This window comes from Streptomyces sp. DI166 (assembly GCF_900091315.1).
Taxonomy (GTDB): Bacteria; Actinomycetota; Actinomycetes; order Streptomycetales; family Streptomycetaceae; genus Streptomyces; species Streptomyces fuscus.
The window spans coordinates 1-13,257 of record NZ_FLSP01000012.1; the positions used below are offsets into that span (position 1 = coordinate 1).

10 protein-coding genes and 1 tRNA gene are annotated in these 13,257 nt (G+C 70.2%); 7 read left to right on the plus strand and 4 right to left on the minus strand.

The window, feature by feature from the left end; genetic code table 11:
• The first annotated feature begins 140 nt into the window (after nt 1–140).
• On the plus strand, nt 141–1,730 hold the full coding sequence (locus GA0115233_RS08470) for an IclR family transcriptional regulator domain-containing protein (RefSeq protein ID WP_093719503.1): 1,590 nt from the start codon (nt 141–143) through the stop codon (nt 1,728–1,730).
• A gap of 56 nt (nt 1,731–1,786) precedes the next feature.
• Nucleotides 1,787–1,859, plus strand: a tRNA-Arg gene (locus tag GA0115233_RS08475).
• Between the two features lie 47 nt (nt 1,860–1,906).
• On the opposite strand, the gene xerC is transcribed toward GA0115233_RS08475, so the two are convergent.
• Together xerC and GA0115233_RS08485 are read right to left on the minus strand one after the other, a co-directional pair.
• Nucleotides 1,907–3,580, minus strand: a complete 1,674-nt coding sequence (gene xerC, locus GA0115233_RS08480; RefSeq protein WP_093719504.1) for a site-specific integrase — start codon at nt 3,578–3,580, stop codon at nt 1,907–1,909.
• Nucleotides 3,577–4,257 carry a helix-turn-helix domain-containing protein gene (locus GA0115233_RS08485; RefSeq protein ID WP_093719505.1) on the minus strand — a complete coding sequence of 227 codons (681 nt, stop codon included), beginning with the start codon at nt 4,255–4,257 and terminating at the stop codon, nt 3,577–3,579. The genes xerC and GA0115233_RS08485 overlap by 4 nt, the downstream gene beginning before the upstream one ends.
• A 95-nt stretch (nt 4,258–4,352) precedes the next feature.
• Between GA0115233_RS08485 and GA0115233_RS08490 the strand changes: the two genes are divergently transcribed.
• From GA0115233_RS08490 to GA0115233_RS08510, 5 genes are all read left to right on the plus strand, one after another.
• Nucleotides 4,353–4,583, plus strand: coding sequence for a hypothetical protein (locus GA0115233_RS08490; protein ID WP_093719506.1), 231 nt, complete (start codon nt 4,353–4,355; stop codon nt 4,581–4,583).
• Nucleotides 4,584–4,810: 227 nt separating this feature from the next.
• A complete protein-coding gene (locus GA0115233_RS08495; RefSeq protein ID WP_093719507.1) occupies nt 4,811–6,094 on the plus strand; it encodes a DUF3631 domain-containing protein in 1,284 nt (427 codons plus the stop codon).
• A gap of 444 nt (nt 6,095–6,538) precedes the next feature.
• Nucleotides 6,539–7,333 carry a DUF2637 domain-containing protein gene (locus tag GA0115233_RS08500; RefSeq protein ID WP_234432750.1) on the plus strand — a complete coding sequence of 265 codons (795 nt, stop codon included), beginning with the start codon at nt 6,539–6,541 and terminating at the stop codon, nt 7,331–7,333.
• 334 nt (nt 7,334–7,667) lie between these two features.
• Nucleotides 7,668–8,228 (plus strand): MobC family plasmid mobilization relaxosome protein, encoded by a 561-nt coding sequence (locus tag GA0115233_RS08505; RefSeq protein ID WP_093719508.1) that lies wholly within the window; start codon nt 7,668–7,670, stop codon nt 8,226–8,228.
• Entirely contained in the window at nt 8,225–9,940 is a 1,716-nt protein-coding gene (locus GA0115233_RS08510; RefSeq protein ID WP_093719509.1) for a relaxase/mobilization nuclease domain-containing protein, read from the plus strand. Before GA0115233_RS08505 ends, GA0115233_RS08510 begins: the two co-directional genes overlap by 4 nt.
• Before the next feature lie 6 nt (nt 9,941–9,946).
• Here the strand turns inward: GA0115233_RS08510 and GA0115233_RS08515 are convergent, their stop codons facing one another.
• Both GA0115233_RS08515 and fxlM read right to left on the minus strand, forming a co-directional pair.
• Nucleotides 9,947–11,080 (minus strand): hypothetical protein, encoded by a 1,134-nt coding sequence (locus GA0115233_RS08515; RefSeq protein ID WP_093719510.1) that lies wholly within the window; start codon nt 11,078–11,080, stop codon nt 9,947–9,949.
• Nucleotides 11,081–11,168: 88 nt separating this feature from the next.
• Nucleotides 11,169–13,250: a methyltransferase, FxLD system gene (gene fxlM, locus GA0115233_RS08520; protein ID WP_093719511.1), complete on the minus strand. Its 2,082-nt coding sequence runs from the start codon at nt 13,248–13,250 to the stop codon at nt 11,169–11,171.
• Nucleotides 13,251–13,257 lie beyond the last annotated feature (7 nt).

The window sequence follows — 13,257 nt, forward strand, 5'->3', positions numbered from 1 at the left end:
TACGGCCTGAACGGCTGAACGCCTGATGCATCGCGCTGCGGCCCGAACGGCCTGATGTATCGCCCTACGGCCCGAACGGCCTGATGTATCGCCCTACGGCATTACGGTAGCCGTGCCGAGACCGCCGTACCGGAGAGTCGATGCCCGCACATCCCACGCCCGCACCCGCGCCGGCGCCCGCCGCGCAGGGTGATGCCGTACCGGCCGAGGCGGTGGCGCCGCTGATCCGCGGGGTGTCCGTGCTCCGGGAACTGACGGAGGCGGGTGGGCGGATGAGTTCGAGCGGCCTGGAACGCGCCACCGGCCTGGCCCGCTCCACGGTCGACCGCATCACGTCCACGCTCGCCCGCATGGGGTACGTCCGCCTGGACGGCCGGGACGCGGTACTCGCCCCGCGCCTGATGGAGTTGGGCAACGCCTACTTGGCGGCCCTTCGCTTTCCGGCCCTCCTCTCCGCCGAGGCGGACGCCCTGGCCGACGAGTTGGACGAGTCGGTCTCCCTGGCGGTCCCGGACGGCGACGGCATCCGCTTCATCCACCAGGCGACGCGCCGCAGGGCGATGTCCCTCAGCTTCCGCATCGGCGACCTCCTCCCGGCCGAACGCACCGCCCCGGGTCCGCTGTTCGCGCAGGAGTGGACGGAGGAGCAGTGGAGGGCGTGGCGGGAGCGAAGAGCGAGGGACCCGGAGGACAGGGCGTACCCGGCCGTACCACCAAGGCGCGAACCACACGACATGGAGGAGGAGTTCAAGCAGCGGGTAACGGAAGCCGGACTGTCCGGCTGGTCCCTGGACGACCAATTGATCGAACCGGGCCTGGTGGCCCTGTCAGTACCGATCCGCACCGCCACCACACGCCAAACCGCCTGCGTGGCAAGCGTGGTGAGCCACACGAGCCGCCACACGGCGCAGGACATGCGCACGTCTCTGCTCCCCCGCCTGCGGACGGCGGTGTCGACGATGGAACGCCGCCTGAGGGAGGCCCCGCCCCCACCCGTACCGCCACCCCCCTCGGCCCTGGCGGCGTGGACGGGCGAGTCGAAGCAGGAACTGGGCAGCGGCTTCGTCGAGTCCCTGGCGCGCGGCCTGACGATCCTGACGGCATTCGACGAGGGCAGGTCCGAGCTGACGCTGACGGAGGTGTCCCAGGCGACGGGCCTGGCGAGGGCGACGGCGCGCAGGGCGCTGATCACCTACGAGCACCTGGGCCTGGTGAACCGCCCGACCGACCGCAAGTACGCCCTGACCCCGAGGGTCCTGTCCCTCGGCTTCCCACCCCTGTCCCGGACAACACTCCCGGCCCTGGCGCGCCCCCACCTGGAGGACCTGACGCGCAGTCTCCACGAGTCGGCACTGCTGGCGGTCCTGACCCCGAACGGGCGGGAGATCCACTACACGGCGACGATCACGGCCCCCGGCGTGATGAGCGTGCACATCCCACCCGGCACCCACGCCCCGGCCTCCGGAACGGCCCTGGGCCAGGCCCTCCTGGGCAGAGCGCCCCACACCCTCCTGGACGAGGAGCGGGAACAGGGCGTACGCACACTGGCGGTCCCGATCCACGACCGGACCGGCCGGACGGTGGCCGCGGCGGGCCTCTCCTTCCACGCCGCCCGCCACACCCCGCGGGACTGCACGACCCACCTCCTGCGCCCGTTGCTCACCACGGCACGCGCCATCGAATCCGACCTCGGAACCGCCACCCGCTTCACCCACGTCCCCACGGCCTGACCTCGCCCCCACCGAATCCGGTACGCTGACGCCTGTGACCTCACCGGTCACCGTCCGCCTTCGTAGCTCAGGGGATAGAGCACCGCTCTCCTAAAGCGGGTGTCGCAGGTTCGAATCCTGCCGGGGGCACAACGCATTGCCGCTCTGACCTGGGGTTTCTCCCCCGGGGAGGGCTCCTACTCGGCCTCGGACTCCTCGTCCGGGGCCGTTTGCGTGAGCGGTGCGTGAGCGGACGGAGAGTTGATCTCCGGAATTGCTCCCAACGGATCAGCATCATCCGGCACGGGCTCCGGGCCGGGATGCTCCGCGTCGTCGGGCTCGGCCTCCGCTTCGGAGGCGGTGTTCTCGGAGGTGGCGCGGGCGCGCGGGACGAGCCGGGCTGCGGCCTCGGCGATGGCGAGGTCGGCCTCGGGGAGCAGGCTCGTGTACGTGTCGGCCGTGATGGTGATCGAGGAGTGGCCGAGCATCTCCTGGATGTCCTTCAGGTCGGCCCCGGCCGCGTGGGCGAGGGTCGCGGCACCGTGGCGGAGGTCGTGGAGCCGGACCGGCGGGAGACCGATCTCCTCGTACAGCTCGATGAACCGCCGTGTGACGTTGGCGGGATGGAGCAGCTCGCCGTTCTCCTTGATGAAGACGCGCCCCGTCTCCACCCAGGCGCTCCCCCACTCCTCACGGTCCTTGTCCTGCTGGGCACGATGCCGCTTGAGAGCCTGGACCGTATCGGAGTCGAGCGCGATGGTCCGCGCGCCGGCGTCGGTCTTGGGGTCGTCCTCGTACACCTCCCAGCCGTCCACGACGAGTTGCTTGGCGACGGTGATGAGTCCGGCGTCCAGGTTGGTGTCGGTCCACTTCTGGCCGCATGCCTCGCCCCGTCGCAGTCCGCGGAACGCGATCAGGTGGAACAGGGCGTACAGGCGGTCTTCCGCGACGTGGTCGAGGAAGAGGCCGGTGTGCTCCGGCGTCCAGACCATCACCGACGACGGCTTCTCGCCGGTGCGCTTCCAGTGAAGGATGCGCTCCTCGGTCCATACGAGGGCCTTGGGTCGCTTGCCCGCCTCCAACTCGACGTGGGCGGCCGGGTTGAAGGTGATGAGCTGCTGGGCGATCGCCGCGTTGAGTGCGGCCCGCAGGGTGGAGCGGACACGCTGCCGCGTGGCCGGGCCCACGATGCGGCGGTAGGGCTCCATCTCGGCGATGGCTGCCTTCATCGCCTTGCGGCGGGCACGGTGCTCGCGGCCCTTCCAGGGGATCTGGGCAAGGTCCTCGAACGCCTTGCGGCGGGCTGCGTTGCCCTCGGCGATCTCGACGTTGGCCTCGGCGATGGCCTCGAACATCTCCGACAGGTGGGTGACCCGGAGGCGGTCGAGCCGCAGGTGCCCGATCCGCGGTTTGAGGTGCACCCGGATGTTGCTCTCGTCGCGGCTGATGGCGCTCTGCCGCCCCTTCTTGCCCGCCAGCCACATGTCCAGCCATTCGCCGACCGTGAGTCGGCTCGTCAGGTCCAGGCCGTGGCTGAGGCGCCTGCGGGTCGCCTCGATGTTCGGCAACGGAGCCTTCTCGTCGGCCACCTTCTCCAGCAAATCGGCTATCTGGGCCAAGCCCTCGGCGTCGTCGGTGTCGGCGAGGCCGACGAGTGCGCGCACGTGGTCGAGGTCCGCCTGGGCGGCCTTGAGGGAGTCGTAGCCGGCGCGGCTGAAGGAGCGGCGGGTGCCGTCTTCGCGGGGCGGGAGCTCCTGGCGTATGGAGTACGAGCCGTGCTTGCGGCTGGAGAGCTTGGGGCACTTCTTGCCGAGCGGTTTGCCGGTGTGGGCGTCGCGGCAGTAGCAGCGGCGGTGGGTGGAACCCTTCAAAGATCATTCTCCTCATCGGTGTTGCCGACTGGTGGGTCGACGTCGGCGAGTTCTGGTGGCAGGTGCGGTGGTGTGCCGCCGTCTTCGCGGATGAAGGCGCGGGCGCTGCGGAGGCGGTACTTGGCTTCCAACGCCCTTTCGGCGTAGTCGGCTTGGGCGAGTACGGCTTCCTCGCGTTCGGCCTGGTTGGGTGCCGTCTCGGCTTTCCAGCGCTCGTGCTTCTCGCCTTTCAGGGCGGCCAGGGCGGCACGCTGGTAGCGGACGTGGGCGCGGAAGTTGCGGAGCATGTCGTCTTCCATGCCGAAGTCCTCGCTGTCGCCGGTGAACCAGCGCATGGCATCCCACGTCGGGTCGGAGTGCTGCAGGGGAAGGCGCTGGACTCGGTCGACGTAGCCGACGGGGTAGAGCAGGCAGATGGGATAGGTCCGTAGGGCTTCGGCGAGGACGAGGACGTCGACCAGGGGCAGGTTGGCGCGGCGACCAGATTCCATGTTGGCGATCACATTGCGCGGGATCGGATGGCCGATCTCCTCGCAACGGTCGGCCAGGTCCTGGGCGCTCATGCGCAGCTCCTTCCTTCGTCTACGGACCTCGGCGGCCACCGTGGCCATCACCTGATCCACCCACTCGGGGACGTCGTCTTCGTCATCTCCAGGATCGAAACCGCGTTGTGTCATGGAGACACATTAGCTTCTCGATGATGGTTAGTGATCGCCTGGAGCCGGACGTGATGCCGCGTTCGCCGAGGGCTCACTCATGAACGGAGCACTGGATGCGCAACAACGACACCGCCGAGCACCCCAAGGGCATGACGCGAGAAGAGCTGCTGGCCCTGCCCGCCGCCGTTGACCTGGACACCGGCAACCGGGCACTGGGCCTGGGGCGGAGCAAGGGTTACGAGCTGGCCAAGTGCGGCCAGTACCCGTGCAAGGTCCTGCGGCTGGGCAAGGCGTACCGCGTCGTGACCGCCGACCTGTTGAACCTGCTCGGCCTGGCCGCATGACCGCCCGAGCCCATAGCAGACGCTTCTGCGCTGAGCTGACACAGAAACGCTGGACTGTGTCGGGGCGTGGACGTACTGTCCGTGTTCCCTCGCCCCGGCCCAGGAAGCGAGGAAGCCCCCGGCGCGCCAACGCCGGAGGCTCCGCACACTCCACTGCCCGCATTCCAACGAACGACCTGCGTGAGTCGGGCCTGCATGCCCGACGTCACCGGATAAGGAGCTGCCCTGTGCAACCTACGACACCCGAGCCGCATTCCGCACCCGGCAAAGCCGCATGGCCGACGGTCGCGGTGCCCGGCCGACCCGGCCACGCGCCCGAAGCCGGCCCGGGGGCCGATGAGCGGGCGCCGGATACGGTTCCGGTGGATCAGCCCGCCGAGGAGGCGGTGCCGGACCCTGCGCCGACGTACGGTTCTGAGCTGCTGAACGAACTGCGTGCCCAGGTAGCCCAGTTCGTGATCCTGCCCTCCCAGCAGGCGCTGGACGCGGTCACGCTGTGGGTGGCGGCGACCCACCTGCAGCCCGCGTGGCAGCACGCCCCGCGCCTGGCGGTGGTGGGGCCGGCGAAGCGGTGCGGCAAGTCACGGCTGCTGGACGTGCTGACCGAGACGGTCCACGAGCCGATGCTCACTATCAACACCACCCCGGCGGCGGTCTTCCGCTCCATCACTGACGAGCCGCCCACGCTCCTGGTGGATGAGGCGGACACTATCTTCGGCACGCCGAAGCAGGCGGAGAAGAACGAGGAGATGCGTGGCCTCCTCAACGCAGGCCACCAGCGCAACCGGTATGTCACCCGGGTCGTCGGCAACGACCACACCCCGCACCGGTTCGCCACCTTCGCCATGGCTGCCCTCGCGGGGATCGGCGACCTGCCCGACACGATCATGGACCGGTCGGTCGTCATCCGGATGCGCCGCCGGGCCGAGGGCGAGAGCGTCAAGCCCTTCCGCTCCCGCCGCGACATCCCAGGACTCCACGACCTGCGGGACCGCATCGCTACCTGGGCCAGGCCGCTGCTGGACGAGGCGGCGGATCTGGAGCCGGACATGCCGGTGGAGGACCGGGCAGCTGACACCTGGGAGCCCTTGATCATCGTCGCCGACCTGGCCGCCGGGTCCTGGCCCCGCCGGGCTCGCGAGGCGTGTGCGGGGATGGTGGCTGCGGAGGTCGAGGCGGAGGAGGACCAGCCCGGCGAGGCCCGGATCCTCGCCGACATCCGCAGGGTCTTCGTCGCCCAGCGCGAGGTCGACAGCCTCTCCACGGACGAACTGCTGCACCTCCTGCGGCAGAACGCCGAGAGCCCGTGGGCGGAATGGGGACGCAACGGGCTGACCGCCCGCGAACTGGCGGCGATGCTGCGCCGGTACGACATCAAGCCCGGCAACGTCCGTCTCGCCGACGGAACCCAGCGCAAGGGCTACATGCGCAACAAGTTCCTCGACGCCTGGCGGCGCTACTGCCCCACCGTTCACTCAGTGAACGCCGAGCCAGCCCCCTCCTCGGGCTGAGTACCGCCTCCCCCGGTGACCGTCCCTGCCGTCCCTGCCGTGATCCCGCAGGTCAAACGGCATGCGGCCGGGACGGAAACCGGGGGCAAGACGGCAACGCGATACGACCGCGCTGCCAGCAACCAAACGCTGCCCGGATCCGTCTTGTGCCGTCCCGCGCGTCCTCGCCGTATTGCCGCAGGTCACGACGCTGTCGGCCGGGACGGCAAGACGGATGCGATCCCTCCACGGCCACCGAACCGCAGCCCCACCGGCCGTGCGTGCCCCAAGACGCGCCGGCGCCGCCAGGACGGAACACCAGCCCTCCTGCCGTACCGGCTCTGACCTGCGCTTGCAACGGCCAAGACGGCAAAGACGGACCACGCCACCACCCCAGGAGAACCCCGCTTGACCACCCTCTCCACACCCATCCACCGGGACCATCGCCCTGGCGAAGGGCGGCCGATGACGACCAAGCAGGCTGCCGAGCGGTACGCGCTCATCGCGGCGGGCGTTGTCATCGTGGCCCTCACCGCCGGCGGGTTCTGGCTGTCCTACGCGCATCTCGCAGAGGTCGCCGGACAGCACGGCCTCAAGAGCTCCCCGGTCCGTCAGTGGGCCTGGCCGGCGACCCTGGACGCCTTCATCGTGGCGGGCGAACTGCTCATGCTCCGCGCGGGCCTGCGCCGGGTGACCGACGGCTGGGCAATCGCTCTCACCGCCACCGGATCGGTCGGCTCCATCGCACTCAACGTGGCCGGGGTCAGCGGCACAGGCAACGCCAGCGCCGTGCCCCTCCTCGACTACGTGGTCGCCGCGGTTCCCCCAACAGCCGCGCTACTGGCCTTCGGCGTCCTGATGCGGCAGATCCACCAACTGGTCGACCAACCTGCCGACCACCTGGACGCCGCGCCCGTCCAGGCGCCGGAACCACCGGTCACCGCGCCCGCCAAGCCACTGGCCGAGCCGGTCCGGCCTGCTGAGCCTCCGGCCGCCGGTTCCGTCCAGCCGCCGGAACCACCGCCCGAGGTTTCGGAGACCAAGCCGCGCGGTGGTCGTCCGCCCAAGGCCACGCTCGCAGAACTCGTGGAGATCGGCCGGATCGCCCTCGCTGAGCACGGCACACTCAGCCGCTCTCTTCTCCGGAAGGCCGTCAAGGACAGGGACTTGACGATCGGCAGTCAGCGGCAGACCGAGGTGATGGAGATGCTCCGGCCCGAAATCGAAGCCGCCGCCAAGACCGGTCCGGACAGCGGCTGACCGGAAGACCAGTGGGGTGACCGGAACCCCTTCCGGTCACCCCGGCCAGCCGACCATGGGCACCGCTCGCCGCCCGCTTATCCACACCTGTGGATCGCGCGCTGGCCACCAGCACTCCGCCAGCCTTCCCCGCCGACCCGTCTCTTCCGGAGAACCGCCCGTGACACACGCCCCGCACCGCCCCGACCACACTCCCGACGAGCCGCTGCCGCTGACGAAGTCCCCTACACTGCTGGGGCGTTTGCGCCGCGCGTTCGGACGGGCTGCCCCTGGCGGAGCCAGTAGTACCCCGAGTCCGACTCAAGGCCGGACTTCGGGGATCTCCGCCCCGGGGGTGGCGGATACGGCCCAGCGCCAGGGGGCGCCGGACCAGGAAGCGGGAGCCGAGGGCGGCCCCGGCCTGGACACGCTTCACTCCGTCCAGCGAGCCGTCCTGCGCCCCGCAGACAGCACAGCCATCACCGACGGCGAGCCTGCCGTGCAGAGCGTGCAGCCCACGATCCGCCGCTTCACCGGCACCAAGCGCAGCGACCGAGTCGGCCCGCTGCGCTTCACCGGCGACCAGCGAGCCCGTCTCCAACAGGCCGCTGCCGAGCACGGCTACAAGGGCGACTCCGGCTTCGCCGCCGACATCGTCCTCGCCTTCCTCGCCGGCCGGTTCACCGCCAACCTGCCCCTGTCCGAGGACCGCCGCCGCACCCACCACTTCCGCGCCCAAGTCCTGCGCCAGCTCAACCGGATCGGCGTCAACGTCAACCAGATCGCCCGCGCCCTCAACAGCGACCACACCCCACCCGACATACGCCAGCGCCTCACCGAACTCCACCACCTGCTGGAGCTGATCGCCGAAGCCCTGCGCCAGCCCGCCGACCCGGAGACGGAGGCAGCCGCGTGATCGCCGCCATCAAACCGGCCGGGTCCAACACCCGCGGCCTCCTCGCCTACCTCTACGGCCCCGGCGACCACGACGAGCACCTCGACCCGCACATCGTGGCCGGCTTCGCGATGCTCGGCATGCCCGACCCCGGCCGCGACGAGAACGCCACCCTCACCGAACTCGCCCGCCACCTCGACGAGCCCGTGCGGCTGCGCAACGGCGAATTCGGAAAGCCGGTCACCGACCACGTCTGGCACTGCCCGGTCCGCGCCGCACCCGAGGACCGCTACCTCTCCGACGCCGAGTGGGGCGAGATCGCCCAGCGCATCGTCCAGACCGCTGGCATCGCTCCGGCTGGTGACGACCTGGCCTGCCGTTGGATCGCCGTACGCCACGCAGACGACCACATCCACATCCTCGCCACGACCGTCCGCGAAGACGGCCGCCGCCCCAAGCTCCACGACAGCGGCATCCGCGTCGGCGACGCCTGCCGCGAGATCGAGAAGGACTACGGGCTGCGCCAGCTAAGGAAGGGCGACCGCACCGGCGCCCGCCGCCCCACCCAGGCCGAGATGCACAAGGCCGAACGCCTCGGCTGGAACCAGCCCAGCCCCGCCTGGCTCCAGGACCGCATCCGCGCCGCCATCCCCCACGTAACCAACGCCGAGGAATTCATCGCCTACCTCGAAGGCAGCGGCATCGAGGTCCAGGTCCGGCGCGGCCCGTCAGGCGACCTCCTCGGCTACGCCGCCGGCCGACCCTGCGATCTCAACGAGGCCGGCGAGCAGATCTACCACCCCGGAAGCAAGATCGCCCCCGACCTCTCCCTGCCCAAAATCAAGGCCCGCCTCGAATCCGGCCGGCCCGAAGAACACCCCACCGCCCGCCGCAACCACCCCAGCACCCCCTGGCACCAAGCCACCGACGCCCTCGACACCCTCCACACCGACCTCGCCGACGACACCCACGCCCAAGCCCACATCACCGCCCTCGGCGAACTACTCGAAGCCACCGCCCAGAAGGCACCCGCCCATCTGCACGCCGAACTCCACGCCGCCTCCAAGGCGTTCGCCCGAGCCCAGCGCTCCCAGATCCGGGCCGAAGACCGAGCCGCCCACGCCCTGCGCAGCGCGGCACGCGACATCGTCCACACCGCCACCGGCCCCGACGGCAGCGCCCTGGCCGCTCTGGTCGCAGCCCTCGTCTGGGCCGCCATCGTCGCCGGGCGCTGGCATCAAGCGAAGAACCACGCCCACCAGGCCGACGCCGCCCGCCAAGCCGTCCACCACCTCCAGACAGCCGCCGACCTGGCCCTCGCCCCGACACTCGCCGAATTCACAGCCCGGCCACCCAGGGATCAAGCCCGCCGCGTTCTCGCCAGCGACGTACGAGCAGCCGTCCCCGACCACGCCGAGCGAATCCTCACCGACCCGGCCTGGCCCGCGCTCGCCACCGTCCTCGCCGACGCCGAAGCCCGCGGCCACCATCCCCACCAGCTCCTCAAGGAAGCCGCTGCCCAGCGCGAGCTGACCACCGCCCGCCAACCCGCCCGCGTGCTCATCACCCGCATCCAGCACACCGGCCGAAACCCAGCACCCAACCGCCGCGCCGAAGCTGCCCGCCTGCAGTCGACCATGGCAGGCTCGATCCCCACTCAGCAGACCGGAAACAGTCGGCCCCCTTCGGCGGCTCCATCGCCTACCGAACAGCAGCACCGACAGCGCCGATAGACACCGTCAGAACCGCAGGGGTTGCGTTCCTCCGGGATCGGAGGAACGCACGACGCTTTCCCGGATCACGCTATCGCTGGCGCGCAGGGCCGCCGTCAGTTCTCCTCGCAGCTCGTCCGGGAGGATCCCAACACCGAGGGCGCAGGCGCGCACCAGCGCGCGACAGCCCTGCACTTGCCGGTCCGTGGCGATCTCGGTGAACAGAGGATGAGCCAAGTTCTCGCGAGCCGCGTAGCCGTCTTCGGCGTCCGTCGTCCTGCGGTGGAGGTCCTCGACCATGCGGTGCGCGGCGAGCGCCTCGGCGGAACCGATCGCGTCAAGGACCGTTAGTCCGAGCCGGGTGTCGAAGACGGTCATCCCAGGTTCGGTCTTCCGTCCGAGGTAGGCCGTCACCACGTCCGCCAGATGGCCGTCGATGGGCTGCCCGACGTCGCGGCGGCATAGAACGGTCAGGCATGCCGTGACGGCTTGCTCCCACGGATCGCCGGGCATCGTGTCGGCAAGGAGGTCAGCGGCCCACGCGGTGTCACCCGCAACGAGGGCGGCAAGTACGGCAACCTGCCGACCGTCGAGCATCCGCTTTCCGATGCCATGGTGGGCTTCGATGTGCGCCAGGGCCTCGGCCCATCGTCCCTCGGTGGTGAGGGTGCGTGTGCCGTCTGCGAGGAGGACGCGCCACAGCCATGCGCGAACCTCCTGACGGTCTTCACCGGTCGCAGTGAGGTCCGCAGGTACGTTGACGCCCTCGAACCGGGCGGCTGTGCCCGCCTCGACGGCCTTGTACAGGTTGAGGAGTCGCTGACGGCCCTCATCGGCGTGGCCGGCGCGGATCTGGAGGCGAGCGAGATTGACGACCGGTTCCAGTCCTCGAATCGCGCTCATGCCGGGGAGGGGGCAGGCGTGGAGGTAGGCGGCGGCGTGCTGGTGGCACATCTCGCGGGCGAGATCGGGGAGGTCGAGGTCGGAGGCGATGAGCGCGGCCTGGTTGTAGACGGCCGATGCGAGCCCCTGATCGGTCGCTTCCACCGCAGTGCTGGCCAGATCGACGAGTGCCCTTACGCGTGCAGGCAGGGGCAGGCAGGCGGGGCGGAATCGGGCGACGAGCGGGAAACGCTGGGCTATGGGGCCGTGCGGGTCCATGGATTCCCCGGGTCGAGAGTGAGGACTGCTGAGGCGACGGTGCCCGCCGGTCGTGTGCCGACGGGCACCGTCCGCTACACGAGCGGTGTTATCGCCAGTCGACGACGATGCGGTTCAGCGGCGTGTCGAGGGCGAAGAGACCCGGGCGCCGCTCGATCTCGGGGGCGTCGAGGGGCTGGATCTCGAACGTGGCCTCACGGCCTCGGTACTCCCTGTCCCAGGTGCGGATAGTGTCGGCGACCTTCGCGGCCAGCTCGTCGCTGCCGGGACCGTGGCCGATGACGCCGAACTCCCAGAGCTTGTTGCCCTCGGGGGTCGTCTCCTTGGACACGCGCCGGGCGAGGTAGGTGACGGCACCCTTGTCGACGAACGCAGTTGACGAGGGGTAGGGATCCTCCGTGAGCAGGGTGCCCTTGGCGTTCTGGGGGAACAGCATCCGGATCAGGCCGGAAGGGAGGGAGCAGGTGAGGAACAGTTCCATCCACTCCGGCGACTCCATGGCGCGGACCGTCATGCCGGTCCACTCCTCGGTGCGCGGCTGGTCGAGTACGCCTGCGAGGGCGTCGGCGTCGATGTTGAGTCCGGCGGGGGCCTGGAGTCGTACGGCGCCGTCCGTGCTGAGCGGGATCACTCGGCGGTCGTCGTCGGCGATGCCCCGCCGAAGCGGCATGAAGGTGTTCATCTCGCTGCCGAGGGACGCCCACCGGCCGTCGCGTTGCTCGTAGGCGATGGAGCGGGAGACGGTGCCCTTGAGGCGCTGGGGGACGAGGAGCCGGCCGCCGGGGGCGAGTTGTTGCAGCCAGGCGTGCGGTACGCCGTGCGCGCCGACGGTGGCGATGATCCGGTCGTACGGCGCTGCCTCGGCGTAGCCGAGTGCTCCGTCGCGGGTCACGGCCTCGACGTTGGTGATTCCGGCGGCGGCGAGGTGCGTGCGGGCACCCTCCACGAGGTCGTCGTCGACGTCGAGGGTGGTCACGTGTCCGTTCTCGCCGACCAGGTGGGCGAGCAGACCGGCGTTGTAGCCGGTGCCGGCGCCGAGTTCGAGGATGCGCTCGCCGGGCTGGACGTCGAGCTGGTCCAGCATGAGGGCGACGACGCCCGGTTGGGAGGCGCAGGAGATGGACGTGCCGTCGGTGTCGTACTTGATGTGCACCGGTGCGTTGGCGTAGGCGTCTTCGAGTGACGCGTCGGGCACGAACACGTGGCGGGGCACGGTCCGCAACGCGGTTTCGACGGCGGGCGTGCGGGCGTGTCCGTCCGCGCGGAGCTGGTCGACCAGGGCGTTGCGGAGGCGCTCGGCGTCCGCCGTGGGGGTGGTGATCGTGTCGGTGTTCACCGCGCTGACGCTATCGATGTCGGCCGTTGCCTCGGTGGGCGACCCGGTGTGGTCACTCGTTCCCATGACTACCTCTCGTGCGATGTGGGACAGGGCGCTCTGGTCGTCCCGGAGGAGACCGGCGCGGTTGGCGTGGAAGATCACGTGGTGGGCGATGACGGCTCGCAGGCCGCGGGTGAGAGCGCCGCGGCCTGCGAGGTCAGCGAGCGTGGCGCCGGCCCGTTCGAAGGCGGTCACCCATTCCTCGTGAGGGTGGAGTGGGCCACCCGGGCGGCAGAGGCTGTGGGCATCGGCGGTCATGAGCTTCCGAATGGGCGGAGCCAGTTCGGCTGCTCGTTCGGGTGGTGGTGGATTGTCGGCCGGGCGAAGGGCCGCGACCTTCGCCCATACGTCGCCCTGTTCGAACCAGTCGAGTCCAGCGCCGCGCATCATGACGCTCGCCAGCAGGACGGCGGTCTCCCGGCGTCCCAAGTGCTTCGAGCTCGGCTGGTAGGTGAGCAGGTGGCGGGAGTCGCTGTGGAAGAGTTCGTGGGCTGCGTCCATGGCCTCCGGGCCGCCGAATGCGTCAGTCTCGGGCTCGTAGACGCAGGGCAGGCACGACACGGCCACGCCGTCGCCGATGAGATCGCTCAGGAGCGACTCGATGGCTGGTGAGGGCTTGTCGGCGAGGTAACGCAGCGGCCAGGGCTGCTTGTTCATGAACCACCAGTCGGTGAGCTGCCCGTCGGCCGCTGCCTCGATCAGGGTGGGGCCGATGCGTTCGGCGATGGTGCGCTGGGCGCTCTCGCGGTCGACGAAGGTGATGTTGTGCTGCTGCCAGCGGTCGGGAGGCATTGAGGTC